Origin of the sequence: Marinobacter sp. S0848L (assembly GCF_023016065.1) — a bacterium.
Taxonomy (GTDB): Bacteria; Pseudomonadota; Gammaproteobacteria; order Pseudomonadales; family Oleiphilaceae; genus Marinobacter.
Map to the genome: position 1 here is coordinate 57316 of NZ_JALKAQ010000005.1, position 14408 is coordinate 71723.

Sequence of the window (14408 nt, forward strand, 5' to 3'; positions counted from 1 at the left end):
GTTACTGATCTTGATTACTCGATCAGAGACGCTCCCAGACCGTCGCAATGCCCTGGCCCAAACCGATACACATGGTGGAAACACCAAGCTTACCGCCTTTGGCCTGCATAACGTTCAGCAGGGTAGTAGAGATACGGGCACCAGAGCAGCCCAGCGGATGCCCAAGAGCAATCGCGCCGCCGTTCAGGTTAACCTTCTCTTCCATTACACCCAGAAGCTTCAGGTCTTTCAGTACTGGCAGAGACTGACCAGCAAACGCTTCGTTCAGCTCCCAGAAGTCGATATCTTCGACTTTCAGGCCTGCACGCTTCAGCGCCTTCTTGGTCGCCGGAACCGGGCCGTAACCCATGATCGCGGGATCACAACCGGCTACTGCCATGCTGCGGATCTTCGCAATTGGCTCCAGACCAAGCGCTTCAGCACGCTCTGCAGACATCAGCACCATGGCAGCGGCACCGTCAGTCAACTGTGAAGAAGTACCTGCAGTCACGGTACCGTTCTTCGGATCAAAAGCCGGCTTCAGCTGGCCCAAGGATTCCGCAGTGGTTTCCGGACGAATGGTTTCGTCTTCTTCGATCAGCTTCACAAAGCCGTTCTCGTCGTGACCTTGAACAGGAACGATTTCGTTCTTGAAGCGGCCTTCAACGGTGGCTTCGTGAGCCAAGCGGTGAGAGCGCGCACCAAATTCGTCCTGCTGCTCACGGGTGATACCGTGCATTTTAGCCAGCATTTCTGCGGTCAGGCCCATCATGTTGGACGCTTTCGCAGAGTACTTGGATGCAGCCGGGTTGTGGTCGAAGCCAGCAGTCATAGGTACGTGACCCATGTGCTCAACACCACCAACCATGAATACATCACCGTTACCAGTCATGATGGCCTGGGCTGCAGTGTGGATAGCGCTCATCGCGGAACCACACAGACGGTTTACGGTTTGTGCTGCAGACTCGTGCGGGATACGGGTCAGCAGAGAAATCTGCCGAGCCACGTTAAAGCCCTGCTCTTTAGTCTGGTTTACACAGCCCCAGATCACATCTTCAACTTCTTTCGGGTCGAGCTTCGGGTTGCGCTCGAACAGTGCGTCGATCAGCGTAGCCGACAGGGTTTCCGCACGTACGTTACGGAAGCAACCGTTTTTGGCACGACCCATCGGAGTCCGTACGCAATCGACGACGACAACGTCTCTCGGATTAAGGCTCATTGATCTTTCTCCGTTCGGAAATCTCTTTCAGGGTTAGCCAAAGAATTTTTCGCCAGTCTTGGCCATTTCACGCAGTTTCTCGGTCGGGTGATACAAAGGACCCAGATCTGCAAACTTGTCTGCCAGTTCAACGAACTTGTCTACACCCATATCATCGATGTAGCGCAGCGCACCGCCACGGAACGGCGGGAAGCCGATACCGAAGATGAGGCCCATATCCGCGTCAGCCGGATCTTCTACGATGCCGTCTTCCAGGCAGCGTACAGTTTCCAGACACAGTGGGATCATCATACGAGCGATGATGTCTTCGTCGCTGAATTCGTTCTTGGCTTGTACTACTGGCTCAAGCAGTTTGTAGGTTTCTTCGTCTACAACCTTCTTTTGCTTGCCCTTGCGGTCCAGCTCGTACTTGTAGAAACCAACATCGTTCTTCTGACCGTAACGGTTGTTTTCAAACATTACGTCAATAGCGGTGGTTTCTGCGTGCTTCATACGATCCGGGAAGCCGTCGGCCATCACTTCACCAGCGTGCTTGCCGGTATCCATGCCAACAACGTCCAGCAGGTACGCAGGACCCATCGGCCAACCGAACTTTTCCATAACCTTGTCGACTTTCTGGAAGTCGGCGCCGTCACGGACCAGACCTACGAAGCCACCGAAGTACGGGAACAGTACACGGTTAACCAGGAAGCCCGGGCAATCGTTAACAACGATCGGAGTCTTGCCCATGGCCTTGGCGTAAGCAACCGTGGTCGCGATAGCGCGGTCACTGGTCTTCTCGCCACGGATAACCTCAACCAGCGGCATCATGTGTACCGGGTTGAAGAAGTGCATGCCACAGAAGTTTTCCGGACGCTTCAGGTTTTTAGCCAGAAGGTTGATAGAAATTGTGGACGTGTTAGAAGTCAGGATAGCGTCTTCGCGAACCGCATCTTCGGTTTCACGCAACACCGCATCTTTAACTTTCGGGTTTTCAACTACCGCTTCAACAACCAGATCTACGTTCTTGAAATCACCGTAGTTCAGGGTTGGCGTGATGCTGTTCAGAACGTCGGCCATCTTGCCAGCGTCCATACGACCCTTATCAACACGCTTGGACAGAAGCTTCTTGGCTTCTTTCAGGCCCAGCGCGATGCCGTCCTGGTTGATGTCCTTCATGATGATTGGCGTGCCTTTCAGTGCAGACTGGTAAGCAACACCACCACCCATGATGCCGGCACCCAATACAGCGGCCAGATTGACATCAGAAGCTTCTTTTTCCCACGCGCTGGCTTTCTTCTTCAGCGCCTGGTCGTTCAGGAACAGTCCAACCAAGCAAGCAGCAACGTTGGTCTTGGCCATCTTGGCGAAGCCTTTCGCTTCCACTTCAAGAGCCTTGTCGCGAGTCATGCCAGCATGCTTCTGCATGGTCTTGATCGCTTCAACCGGTGCCGGGTAGTTCTTACCCGCTTTACCCGCTACGAACGCTTTGGAGATTTCAAACGCCATCATGCTTTCCATGGCGTTCAGCTTGATCTTGCCCTTTTTCTCTTCACGACGCGCCTGGTTGTCCAGTTTGCCTTCGTTGCACTGCTCGATAATCGCAACAGCAGCAGCAACCAGCTGATCCGGAGCAACGACAGCGTCAACAGCGCCAATTTTAAGAGCGGCGTCAGCACGATTCTCAGTACCACCAGCGATCCACTCAACCGCGTTATCTACACCAACAAGACGAGACAAACGTACGGTGCCACCAAAGCCCGGGAAGATACCCAGCTTGGTTTCCGGCAGTCCTACCTTGGCCTTTGGCGCCATTACACGGTAGTCCGTAGCCAGACACATTTCGAAACCGCCACCCAGTGCGATACCGTTGATAGCGGTAACCGTCGGGAACGGCAGGTCTTCGATGGCGTTGAATACTTCGTTCGCCTTCAAGTTATTGGCGACAAGCTCTTCCTCAGAACCCGCGAACAGCTCGGTAAACTCGGTGATGTCTGCACCAACGATAAAGCTGTCTTTCGAGCTGGTTACAACCAAGCCCTTCAGGTTGTTCTGGGATTTGAGTGCTTCAGCTGCGGCGCCTAGCTCTTCGATAGTGAGACGGTTGAACTTATTGACTGACTCGCCTTGCAAGTCAAAGTCCAACTGAGCGATCCCACCGTCGATCTCTTTAACCGTGATGGCTTTACCTTCGTAAATCATCAACTGATCTCCAGTCTGTGTTTGGAACTGCTGACAACCAGCGGACGCGATGCGACTCACCGGCTGTTTGTGCAGCGAGATTTCGGTCACTGCCCGATCTTTCCGATCCAAAAATTCATACACTTGTTTGAATCGTGAGGGCACACGATGAAAAAAAACGGAGCGTTTGTCAATTTGTTTCTTTCGGAAGCCAACATAAAACCCCCGGCGCCTTGAGCGGAACTAGCTCACGGAACCCTCCGCAAACGCCGGAAACTACTTGATAAGCCGGTGGAGTTACTTTAACTTCGCTGAACGATAATAGTCCAAAATAATAAAACCGCATTACGGAGACTTATTCCGATGACCGCCAGTCGTACGCGCTTTACCTCGATTATCTCGGCAATTTTTTTCCTTTCATTGGCAGCGTTTGGCGCTCGAGCCCAGGAAACAGGCGGCGAATTTCTGGCCGACCTGCATGACTTTCGCATTAATAATTATTTTGCCGTGGACGCCTTCTACAGCTTTAGCGCGACCGGCGACACCGAAACCCTAAACCGAATTGTTGTGGCCATCAACAAAGCAAATGATGCCATGAACTCAGTTATTGCCAGCACCAGCGGTGTGCTGTCCACGGAACAAATCGAGGGGCTTAACCAGTCGTTCGACAAGTTCAAAGATCTCATGCGCAACAACATCAATGAGGTACGTGATCGTGGCTACCCCGACCTCCGCCTGATGGCCGATATGGCAGACACAGCCCTGACAATGAACGCAACGGCAACCGAGCTGTACAGCGTTGCCCAAGAGAATAGCGGCGCGAAGGCCGATGATCGCATAGAATCCGCCCGGTCCGCATCCGTTCTTATGGCTCAGATGATGGCCCGTTACGCCGCTCGCACCCACTCATCGGTATCCCAGACCTTCCAAGGTGCGACCAGCGAAATCCCGCTGGACGAACAAGCCGAAACCTTCGACCAATACCTGAAAAACGTGAGCTCGGGCTCGCCCTCTGGCGAACTGAAAGCGACCCTTAGCGATATTTCGTCAAAATGGCAGTTTATCCGCAGCTCATACGTCAATTACAACGACAACAACGTGTCGTTTATTATTGATCGTTACTCCAAAGGCATCATCAACGGCTTGGCTTCCGCCATTGAACTGATGGGCAGCAACAGCTGAGTCGAATTCTAGCAGGGCAGCCCATCAGCCTGCCCTTGCCCTACCCCTCTTCCATCCAACGATCAACGGTACTATGCTTGATTCATGCCTTATCAATCACGAAGGAGTGAACGCATGCCGACGTACAAACAAATGCTGGTGGCGATCGATTTAACGGAAGAAGCCCCGCAAGTGTTGGACAAAGCAAAAGCCATTTCTGAAGCGCACGGCGCCAAGCTGATCCTTGCACACGTAGTAGAGCCGGTTGGTTATGCCTATGGCGGAGATATTCCGATGGACCTGTCGGAGCTGCAGGACCAGCTGGATAAGGCAGCGCGAGAACAGCTTGGAAAATACGGCGAGCAGTACGGGATCAGTAAGGAAGATCAAATTGTGACGGTTGGCCGGCCGGAATCTGAAATTCATCGATTGGTGGCCGAACACGATATCGACCTGACCATTGTCGGCAGCCATGGCCGAAAAGGTATTCAGCTGCTGCTTGGCTCAACGGCAAATGGGGTATTGCACGGAACCGAGTGCGATGTAATGGCGATCAGAATTCGCTAAGCCGTCGAAAAGGGGGCAACCTGCCCCCTTTAGTTCATTGGCCAGCTTGCTCTTCCAGCTCCATCCAGCGTTCAATGACACCCTCCAGCTCCGCTTCAGCCGAACTTAAGGCATCCAACGTAGCCGCGACCTCGTCGGGCGCCCCCGAGTAGAAATCCGGCCCGGAGATCTCTTCCTGCAAATTAGCCACACGAGCCTCGAGCTGCTCGATTTTACCCGGCAACTGTTCGAGCTCAAGCTTGAGTTTATAACTAAGCTTGACGGCCTTAGGCTTCGCCGGCTGTTTGGCAGGCGCTTCCTCAGACTTATCGACTGCGGCCGCTTCTTTGCCGCGCTTATCTTGCTTGTCGGGACGGTTACCAGTAGCTTCAGACGGGAAAACTCCCCCTTGTCGTCGCCAGTCGCTGTACCCACCTACATACTCCCGCGCTGTTCCAGTGCCATCCAGAAAGATCACGTCGGTGACGACGTTGTCGAGGAATTCCCGGTCGTGACTGATGACAAGCACCGTTCCCTTGAACTCCGACACCTGCTCTTCGAGCAACTCTAGCGTCTCTACGTCCAGATCGTTGGTGGGCTCATCCAGAACCAGAATATTGGCCGGCTTACTGAACAGTTTCGCCAACAACAACCGCGCCCTTTCGCCGCCGGAAAACACACTGACGGGTGAGCGTGCCCGCTCCGGCGTAAACAGAAACTCCTGCAGATAGCCAAGAACATGCTTACTCTGCCCATTAATTTCTATAAACTCCCGGCCTTCGGAGAGGTTATCCAGCGCATTCTTTTCTAGATCCAGCTCTCCACGAAGCTGATCAAAATACGCCACTTTCAGATTTGTACCCAACCGGATGCTACCCGAGCTTGGCGCCAACTCACCCAACAGCAACCTGACTAAGGTTGTTTTACCGGTGCCGTTTTCGCCGACCAGGCCAATCTTGTCACCCCGCAGAACCGTCAGCTCCAAATCCTTGATGACCGGAGACTGCCCGGGATAGGCAAAATCCGCATGCCTTGCTTCAGCGACCAACTTTCCTGAGCGCGCCGCTTCTTCAACCGCAAAGCTGGCAGTACCTCCACGCACCCGCCTCTGCCGGTGCTCTTCCCGCATGGCTTTCAAATGACGCACTCGCCCCATATTTCGGGTTCTTCGCGCCTTGATTCCCTGCCGAATCCAAGCCTCTTCCTGCTTTAATCTCTTGTCGAAAAGCGCGTTCTGCCGCTCTTCCTCTTCAAGCGCTTTTTCTTTCAGCTCAAGGTATTTGTCGTAAGTTGCAGAGAAACTGACAAGCTGCCCACGATCCAGCTCAACGACACGTGTTGCCATACGGCGTATGAACGCCCGGTCGTGACTGACGAACAGCATCGCCCCACGGAACTGGGAAAGCGCCTCTTCCAGCCAAGCGATAGCCGGCACATCAAGATGGTTGGTCGGCTCATCCAAAAGCAATACATCCGGCTCAACCACCAGAGCCTTGGCTAACAAAACCCGACGCTGCCAACCACCAGACAGGGTATTCAGGGCCCGATCCGGTTCCACACCGTACTGCGCCAGAATTGTGGTTACCTTCTGGTCAAGACGCCAACCGTCAAGCGTTTCCAATCGCTCCTGAACCGCCATCATTTTATTCAGGCTGGCCTCATCGGTTTGCTGAGACAAGTGGTGAAACTGAGCAAGCAGCTCACCGGTTTCAGGAAAAGCCGATGCCACCACTTCATAGGCTGTGCGCGAATCTTCCGATGGCAGGTTCTGCGGTAAAACCGACAGCGCAGCGCCCTCCTCCAGTCGGACCACGCCATTTTCTGGCGTAATTTCACCCTTGACAATTTTGAGCAGCGTCGATTTGCCCTCGCCATTGCGGCCAAGCAAACACACCCGCTCTCCCGGCTCGATATTCAAAGACGCACCGTCTAATAAAGGGTGCATACCAAATGACAGGGATATTTTATCCAGGGTTAACAAAGGCACTGTACTCAACACTCCTGCTCGATAATAGAAACGGAATCTCCGACCACAATTCTTCCACGCCCGTCGTGCACGGCGTTTTGACCAAAGATCACACCGTCCCCGGTTCTGCGATAACCAGACAGGGTCTTAAGCGGCTCGGTGCCTGGATCTTTCACGCCCGTATCCGGATTAACGGTTGTCAGAACACAACGGGAACACGGCTTAACCACTCGCAAGCCTACGTCACCGACATGTAGTACACGCCAGTTGTCTTCAGCCCAAGGTTCGGCACCGGAAATGACAATATTAGGCCGGAAACGGCGCATATCGACGGGCTGTGCCAAACGGCCATTCAGCTCCGCTAAAGATGCCGAATTCGCAACAAGGAACGGGAAACCATCGGCGAAACCTACTCGGCGCTCATCCGCGACTCGCTCCGGATCCACTCTACGAAACGTAGTCTCCGGCATATAAACCAAGCGCAATGGCTCGCCGCAGAAACGGCTGAGCGCCTCATTGGCCATCTGCTGTGCTGCGCTGGCAAGAACCTGATCACGCCATACCGTGACTTGCTCTTGCTTATTGTCTGGCGTAAGCGCAAATTCGCCTTGCCCGGGGATTTGGATGTTCACGGCTTCACCGTCCAGAGCAACCCCGATTAATGCCAGGCGCGGCAAGCGCCTTTGGGTTGCGAATTTCCCGTTCGCATCAACGATCATCCAGCGACGATCCCCGGAAGGACCAAAGTCATCCAACGCCAGATGCGACACAGGAATACCGGCAAGCGATTTTACCGGGTATATAAACAGAGACTGTACGTTCATAGAGAACTCTTCGGGCACGCGATTACATCAATGAAGCAACAGAGTATAACCGAGGCAGGTAGCTAACGCAGAAAGGGATTAATAGGCCGGGAACAAATAGCAAAAAACCCGACACAAAGGTCGGGTTTTTCTGAATTCTGGAGCGGGAAACGAGATTCGAACTCGCGACCCCAACCTTGGCAAGGTTGTGCTCTACCAACTGAGCTATTCCCGCTTTTCGGCTGTGAGGCATTGCCTCTCAACGGCTGCGTATTCTACTGATCCCGGCCCGGCCGTCAACTGTTTTCTATAATTTTTTTCAAATTAAAAGGATCGGTCAAATAACAACCTATTGCCCATAGCGGGCGCCATTTTTTAGATAGGCTTCCTCGTCTTCGGTAGATATGCGCCCTAACGCCTTATTTCGATGCGGAAACCGCCCGAACCTCCGAACAACCTCACGATGATCTTCCGCAGACTCCACGAAGCTCTCAAGGAACTCACCCAACAACCCGCTTTCCAGCGCTGCAAGTTGACGGTAGCACTGTACCGACAGTTCCTGATCATCCTGCCGTTCCGAGTGTTGTAACGGCATATAAACGAACGCACGCATCACCGAAGGCAAAGCCACATCATAGCCTTTGTTCATTGCTGCTCTGCAACGTTCGCGCGCAAGGCGGTCATGCTCGAACGCCAACGAGGTGCCCCGGTAAATATTACGAATAAACTGATCCAATAAAAGAATTTCAGCCAACGCACCGCCGGCCTCCGTGCGCCAGTTTTCTAACCCTTGCTCAGATGCGAAAACAACCAACGACATAAACCGCCGCCTTATTTCCCGATCAAACCCACGATCAGAGCGAAACCAGCGGTTTCGATGAAGCCTATCCGGAAGCCCCTGGGGATCCAACTCTCCAAACCAGAAATCCAAAAGCTCTTTCCAATCGAACATTACCCAACTCCCTGATACATTAACCTAATACTCGCAAATCTAATCGGAGATGTTATGACCAGTACGCACCATATCATTTTGCTTGCCCACGGCAGCAGCGACAAACGCTGGTGCGAAACCTTCGAGAAACTCGCAGAACCGACTCTTAACTCGATCGACAACGCCACGATTGCCTATATGGAACTCGCTGAGCCATCGATGGAAACGATCGTGGCTCAAGCAAAATCCCAGGGAGCCAAGGAGTTCACTGTCGTCCCTCTGTTTCTTGCTGCTGGCCGACATTTGCGCAAAGACGTACCCGCGATGATTGACGAGATCGAGAAGCAGCACAACGTTTCGATGCGCCTGGCAGACCCTATCGGCTACAACCCCCATCTCGGATTAGCCATCAGAGATGTGGTGCAGGAGGAACTGGCAAAGCCAGTCTGCTAATTACACCGACAATCAACACGAACCGGGAGGCCGTCATGCCTAAGAAAGTCCTTATAACTGGTGGTACCGGCTTCATCGGCCGGGAATTGTGCAAACAGTTGCTAAAAGCCGGCCACAACCTCACCGTATTGAGCCGACAAAAACCGGCAACCGTCAAAGCCATTTGCGGCAAGGTTGAGCCGGTCTCAGAGCTCAACCTTCTGAAATCGCACCCGGGATTCGATGTGGTGTTCAACCTGGCAGGGGAAGGCATTGCCGATAAGCGCTGGTCCGCCGAACGGAAAGCCACCTTATTAGACAGTCGAGTCGCTCTCACACTCACCCTGGTAGAGGTAATCAGGTCCTGGGACCAACCTCCGATGACGGTCATTTCAGGCTCAGCCGTCGGATTCTACGGTGATCAAGGCCCGCACCTCGTTACGGAAGACACCACACCGACTCCTGGGTTCACCCACCGACTCTGTGCAGAATGGGAAGACGCTGCACTGTCTCTGCAAACAGATTCCGTCAGAGTGTGCCTGTCACGCACAGGACTTGTCGTGGGCAAGGACGGCGGTTTTCTTGAGCGCATGACGCTCCCTTTCAAGCTAGGACTCGGAGGCAAACTTGGCAGCGGCACGCAATACATGCCGTGGGTGCATCGACAAGATGTCGTAGCCGGCCTGATCTGGATGATGGAGAACCATTTAGCCCAAGGGGCGTACAACATGGTAAGCCCCAACCCCGTCACCAACGCCGAGTTTACACGGACATTTGCAAAAGCGCTGAAACGACCGGCGTTACTCCCTGCCCCGGCACCTGCTTTGCGAATGATATTGGGCGAAATGTCAGAGCTGCTTTTGACCGGCCAGAAGGCGGTACCTGCGAGATTACAATCGGAAGGGTTCAAGTTCAGCTATCCCGCTTTAGAGAATGCGCTGAACAACAGTATAAAAAATAAAAATTTTTGAAAATAATCGTTGACAGCCTGCCGGTCGATACTTAATATACGCGCCATCTCGACGAGGCAAGTCAAGAAGTGTTGCGTCCCCTTCGTCTAGTGGCCTAGGACTCCGCCCTTTCACGGCGGCAACAGGGGTTCGAACCCCCTAGGGGACGCCAATTTTTCTTTACGATACGCCTACATGGCCCTGGCCATTCTTTCCTTTTTCCTTCTGGGTATGTCGCTCTTGATCTTTCACCACAAAGATCCCGACACCCACGAAAAAGCTGATCATTAAAAGAACAGTTGCAATTCCCGCGAAAACAACCACATCCATAAACATAAAAACCTCCACCACTGCTGCGTTAGCTTCTGTAAATTGATTAAGCTCAGGTTACGCGGTACCGAAAATTTTGTATTGATCTGCATCAAGTACAGATCGGTGTCAGGCTTGCCAGCCAAAGCTGAGAAGCACACCTCCTTTTTGCCTTTCCAAAGACGCAAATCCTAAGCATTTGAAAAAGACTGCTGCTATAGTCAGTTTTTAACTGTTTCGTTTACACATTTAAATTAGGATTGCCAAGGATGGCGACTCAGCTCGGTACCTCAAGCGGTGACCAAACGAACAACATGCCCGATATCTCCAGTCGTCTAAGACGATTCCGACGCACCTCTCCCCTTTCGTTCCGGCTTCTTAGCTGGATACTCATCTTTAGCTCGGCTTTGACTCTTCTGGCATCAGGTGTACAGATATACTCGGATTACCGCAAAGATCTGGCAGATATAGAAGACAGAATGGAAGTGATTGAATCCGGCTATGCTTCAAGCCTTACCCGAAGCTTGTGGGCACTGGACCAAAAACTGTTGCAAACTCAGATGGAAGGCATCTTAAGCTTACCTGATATTGCGCATTTACGCCTTCGCATCGAACCCGACTCAGAGTTGGTCATGGGTAAACTCCCCAATGATTCCAACACCCTCAGCCACAGCTTCGCCCTAAATCATCACGAAGGTGAACTGTTCAGGCTCGGGCATCTGACGGTCACGGCAAGCCTTGATCGCGTATATACCGATTTAAAAACCAAGATTGGCGCCACACTCATTACCCAGTTCCTGACGATCTTTGTGGTTTCGATTGTGATCCTGTCCATCTTTCGACATCTGGTTACCCGCCACTTAACGGCAATGGCAGAGTACACCCGGGATCTCTCACTCGATGACCTCAGCCGCCCTTTGCAACTGGACCGCCCGGAGCCCAAGAACCATCTCCGGGACGAGCTTGGCATGGTAACCGATGCGATCAACCAGATGCGCGAACGGCTTAATGAAGATATAGCACGCCGGGAACACGATGCAGCCGAGATTCTGAAATTCTCGGAAGCCATCGACCAAAGCCCCTCATCCGTTTTAATTTGCGATAAGCAATGGCGCATCGAATACGCCAACAAGAAATTCCTGCAACTTACCGGGCACCGACCTGAAGACATTAAAAACCAGCACCCTTCCCATTTAATTCGCCAAAGCATGGGGGAACGGGAAGCTGAACAACTTTGGCAATCAGTACGCCTTCAGGTGCAACGTGTTGGCGTATGGCAAGGCGAGGTCAATAGCTCCCGTTCTAACGGCGAACGCTACTGGGAACAACTGGTGATCACCCCGATTAAAGGCACGAATGGGGAAACCACCGGCTACCTCATTCTCGGCGAAGACATCAGCATTCGAAAGCGCTATGAACAACAACTGCTCCGACAAGCGAATTACGATATTCTCACCGGGCTTCCAAACAGAATGCTTGCCCTCGACCGTCTGAAACTGGCCATAGCACAGGCCCGCAGAGACACCACCCAGGTTGGTGTCATGTTTCTTGACCTCGACAACTTCAAACACATTAACGACACCCTCGGTCATGACGCGGGTGATACCTTGCTGGTGGAAGCCGCCCGGCGGGTTTCTAGCTGCCTTCGGGGCACGAGCACCGTCGCAAGACTTGGGGGTGATGAGTTCCTGGTCATACTTCCCGGGCTGACCGATGTTAACGACGCACGCCAGGTTGCTCAGCGCATCTTGCAGACATTCTCGTCACCGTTTTTGCTCCATGCTCAGGAAGTCTTTGTAACGACCAGTATTGGCATTGCGGTCTTCCCCAACGACGCCGACACCAGTGGTTCGTTGCTCCAGCACGCAGACGCGGCTATGTACGAAGCCAAACATCAAGGGAAGAGTTCCTACGCACTCTTTACACCGGAGATGACAGAGGTTTCCCACGAACGCCTTCACATGGAATCCCACATGAGAAAGGCGTTAGAACTCAATGAGTTTCAACTTGTATTTCAACCGATTGTTGAAACGTCCTCTGGCAAGCTGGTGGCAGCCGAAGCGCTATTGCGTTGGAATAACCCCTCTCTCGGTACCGTCATGCCCGACCGCTTTATCCCCCTCGCCGAGGAAACCGGGCTGATCATCCCCATTGGTGAATGGGTGATCCAGGAGGCTTGTAAGGCCGCACAGTGCTGGCAAGCCCTTGCGGGATACGACATAGGGATTGCCATTAATGTGTCACCCAGACAGTTCCGAGACCCCGGGTTCACAGACGTTGTACTCCAGGCGCTGGCCGACAGCCATCTCAAACCCGAGTTACTTGAACTTGAAATTACCGAGCGGCTGATTCTGGATAACACGATCGAAACCGCCGACATTCTACGGCAGCTGGATACTGCCGGCGTCCGACTCTCTGTTGACGATTTCGGTACGGGTTACTCGGCATTGAGCTATCTCAAGACGTATCCCTTTGATACGCTTAAAATTGACAAGTCGTTCATTCAAGACGTGCTTACCGATACCGACGACTCGGCATTGGTCCGGGCCATCATCAACATGGCACATAGCTTAGGCTTAACCGTCATCGCTGAAGGTGTCGAAGAGGAAGCACAAACGCATTTTTTGAAATTGGAACATTGCGATTATTCCCAAGGCTACTTCTATAGCCACCCCCTGCCAGAGCAGGAATTTATTCACTGGCTCGAGAACAATCACCGAGCTCATATCTAAGCACCAAAACGGCATTACCCATGGAAGATTCGATATTGGTTGTAAACAGTGGCAGCTCCTCTGTGAAGCTGGCGCTTTTCGATAAACACCACCAAAAAAAAGCATCCGCGCTGGCCGAAAAACTGAACAAAACAGATGCCACAGCCCAAATAACCGGCAGCCCTGAGCCGATAGCGCTTCCCGAGAACGCCAATCACCAACAGGCCCTGCAGGTACTCATCGAAACCTTTACCCAGAAAGAGCTTCTTCAAGGCCAACCGCTTGCGATCGGCCACAGAGTGGTTCACGGCGGCGAGACCTTTCGCGAAGCCGCGCTGATCGACATCGACACCATCGCCGCCATCAAAAAGGTTTCGGGCCTTGCCCCGCTCCACAATCCGGTGAATCTGGTTGGAATAGAGGCCATGCAGGTGCTGTTCCCTTCTGTGCCACAGGTAGCTGTGTTTGACACGGCTTATCACCAATCGTTACCTGAAAGAGCATACCGATATGCGCTACCCAAACACTGCTACGAAGATTGGGGCGTGCGCCGCTATGGATTCCATGGCACAAGCCATTACTTTATGGTTCAGGAAGCAGCCCGACTGCTAAGCAAACCCGCAGAGAAAACATCCATAATTTCCGCCCACCTGGGGAATGGCTGTAGCATTACCGCCATACAAGACGGAAAAAGCATCGACACCAGCATGGGGCTAACACCGCTGGAAGGACTTGTCATGGGCACTCGCAGCGGAGACGTTGACCCTGGGCTATTCGATTATCTGGCTGGCCAGGGGGTAAGTGCCAGCGACGTTCACGCGATGCTTAACAACGAAAGCGGACTCCTGGGTTTATCTGGCCATACCAACGATATGCGCACGCTGTGCGAACTTGCTGAAAAAGGCGACAAACCCGCACGTTTAGCGATCGACGTATTTTGTTTCCGGCTGGCGCGCTATATCGGTGCCATGACCGCCTCGCTTCGCCATCTGGATGCCGTGGTCTTCACCGGCGGAATTGGAGAAAACAGTGCGGAGGTAAGGCGCGAAACAATAAAGCATCTTAGCTTGCTGGGCTTAATGATGGATCCCGAGCTTAACCAACAGCACGGAAAAGAATCCGGAAACCGCGTTAGCCATGCCGATTCCCGCTTCCCGATTCTGACCATTCCGACCAATGAAGAATTGGTGATCGCCCAGGAAGCCAGCCGACTGGCACGTCTTTGACAACTCACGAATGTA

Annotated in this window: 12 protein-coding genes and 2 tRNA genes; 7 read left to right on the top strand and 7 right to left on the bottom strand. The window is 52.9% G+C overall.

What is annotated here, in order from left to right:
* Positions 1-22 precede the first annotated feature (22 nt).
* Positions 23-1198: an acetyl-CoA C-acyltransferase FadA gene (fadA, locus tag MWU64_RS08130; protein ID WP_247063342.1), complete on the bottom strand. Its 1176-nt coding sequence runs from the start codon at positions 1196-1198 to the stop codon at positions 23-25.
* 33 nt (positions 1199-1231) lie between these two features.
* Positions 1232-3379, bottom strand: a complete 2148-nt coding sequence (gene fadB, locus MWU64_RS08135; protein WP_247063671.1) for a fatty acid oxidation complex subunit alpha FadB — start codon at positions 3377-3379, stop codon at positions 1232-1234.
* 342 nt (positions 3380-3721) lie between these two features.
* Here fadB and MWU64_RS08140 point away from each other — a divergent pair, with 342 nt between their 5' ends.
* On the top strand, positions 3722-4540 hold the full coding sequence (locus MWU64_RS08140) for a hypothetical protein (RefSeq protein WP_247063343.1): 819 nt from the start codon (positions 3722-3724) through the stop codon (positions 4538-4540).
* Positions 4541-4654: 114 nt separating this feature from the next.
* The gene (locus tag MWU64_RS08145; protein WP_247063344.1) at positions 4655-5086 is read left to right on the top strand and encodes a universal stress protein; all 432 of its coding nucleotides are present in this window, start codon (positions 4655-4657) and stop codon (positions 5084-5086) included.
* A 34-nt stretch (positions 5087-5120) separates the two neighbouring features.
* On the opposite strand, the gene MWU64_RS08150 is transcribed toward MWU64_RS08145, so the two are convergent.
* The 4 genes from MWU64_RS08150 to MWU64_RS08165 all read right to left on the bottom strand — a co-directional run bounded on the left by MWU64_RS08150 (position 5121) and on the right by MWU64_RS08165 (position 8786).
* Positions 5121-7052: an ATP-binding cassette domain-containing protein gene (locus tag MWU64_RS08150; protein WP_247063347.1), complete on the bottom strand. Its 1932-nt coding sequence runs from the start codon at positions 7050-7052 to the stop codon at positions 5121-5123.
* A 5-nt stretch (positions 7053-7057) separates the two neighbouring features.
* Complete coding sequence (locus MWU64_RS08155; RefSeq protein ID WP_247063349.1) at positions 7058-7855, bottom strand: MOSC N-terminal beta barrel domain-containing protein; 798 nt, start codon at positions 7853-7855, stop codon at positions 7058-7060.
* Between the two features lie 138 nt (positions 7856-7993).
* Positions 7994-8069: transfer RNA gene (locus tag MWU64_RS08160), tRNA-Gly, on the bottom strand.
* A gap of 114 nt (positions 8070-8183) precedes the next feature.
* Complete coding sequence (locus MWU64_RS08165) at positions 8184-8786, bottom strand: DUF924 family protein (RefSeq protein ID WP_247063351.1); 603 nt, start codon at positions 8784-8786, stop codon at positions 8184-8186.
* Positions 8787-8840: 54 nt separating this feature from the next.
* Here MWU64_RS08165 and MWU64_RS08170 point away from each other — a divergent pair, with 54 nt between their 5' ends.
* The 3 genes from MWU64_RS08170 (at position 8841) to MWU64_RS08180 (ending at position 10319) form a co-directional block, all read left to right on the top strand.
* Positions 8841-9218 (top strand): CbiX/SirB N-terminal domain-containing protein, encoded by a 378-nt coding sequence (locus MWU64_RS08170; RefSeq protein WP_247063359.1) that lies wholly within the window; start codon positions 8841-8843, stop codon positions 9216-9218.
* A 35-nt stretch (positions 9219-9253) separates the two neighbouring features.
* Entirely contained in the window at positions 9254-10168 is a 915-nt protein-coding gene (locus MWU64_RS08175; RefSeq protein ID WP_247063361.1) for a TIGR01777 family oxidoreductase, read from the top strand.
* Positions 10169-10243: 75 nt separating this feature from the next.
* Positions 10244-10319 (top strand) — tRNA-Glu (locus MWU64_RS08180).
* 8 nt (positions 10320-10327) lie between these two features.
* Here MWU64_RS08180 and ccoM read toward each other — a convergent pair.
* A complete protein-coding gene (ccoM, locus tag MWU64_RS08185; RefSeq protein ID WP_247063362.1) occupies positions 10328-10483 on the bottom strand; it encodes a cytochrome c oxidase subunit CcoM in 156 nt (51 codons plus the stop codon).
* Between the two features lie 287 nt (positions 10484-10770).
* On the opposite strand from ccoM, the gene MWU64_RS08190 reads away from it, so the two are divergent.
* Complete coding sequence (locus MWU64_RS08190) at positions 10771-13188, top strand: EAL domain-containing protein (protein WP_247063673.1); 2418 nt, start codon at positions 10771-10773, stop codon at positions 13186-13188.
* Between the two features lie 20 nt (positions 13189-13208).
* Complete coding sequence (locus MWU64_RS08195; protein WP_247063363.1) at positions 13209-14393, top strand: acetate kinase; 1185 nt, start codon at positions 13209-13211, stop codon at positions 14391-14393.
* Positions 14394-14408: the final 15 nt, after the last annotated feature.

What these genes read in the sequence shown, in the direction of transcription:
- MWU64_RS08170 (WP_247063359.1), top strand. Translation starts at nt 8,841, where the DNA reads ATGACCAGTACGCACCATATCATTTTGCTTGCCCACGGCAGCAGCGAC.
- ccoM (WP_247063362.1), bottom strand. Translation starts at nt 10,483, where the DNA reads ATGTTTATGGATGTGGTTGTTTTCGCGGGAATTGCAACTGTTCTTTTA.
- MWU64_RS08145 (WP_247063344.1), top strand. Translation starts at nt 4,655, where the DNA reads ATGCCGACGTACAAACAAATGCTGGTGGCGATCGATTTAACGGAAGAA.
- MWU64_RS08175 (WP_247063361.1), top strand. Translation starts at nt 9,254, where the DNA reads ATGCCTAAGAAAGTCCTTATAACTGGTGGTACCGGCTTCATCGGCCGG.
- MWU64_RS08195 (WP_247063363.1), top strand. Translation starts at nt 13,209, where the DNA reads ATGGAAGATTCGATATTGGTTGTAAACAGTGGCAGCTCCTCTGTGAAG.
- MWU64_RS08140 (WP_247063343.1), top strand. Translation starts at nt 3,722, where the DNA reads ATGACCGCCAGTCGTACGCGCTTTACCTCGATTATCTCGGCAATTTTT.
- fadB (WP_247063671.1), bottom strand. Translation starts at nt 3,379, where the DNA reads ATGATTTACGAAGGTAAAGCCATCACGGTTAAAGAGATCGACGGTGGG.
- MWU64_RS08165 (WP_247063351.1), bottom strand. Translation starts at nt 8,786, where the DNA reads ATGTTCGATTGGAAAGAGCTTTTGGATTTCTGGTTTGGAGAGTTGGAT.
- MWU64_RS08155 (WP_247063349.1), bottom strand. Translation starts at nt 7,855, where the DNA reads ATGAACGTACAGTCTCTGTTTATATACCCGGTAAAATCGCTTGCCGGT.
- fadA (WP_247063342.1), bottom strand. Translation starts at nt 1,198, where the DNA reads ATGAGCCTTAATCCGAGAGACGTTGTCGTCGTCGATTGCGTACGGACT.
- MWU64_RS08190 (WP_247063673.1), top strand. Translation starts at nt 10,771, where the DNA reads ATGCCCGATATCTCCAGTCGTCTAAGACGATTCCGACGCACCTCTCCC.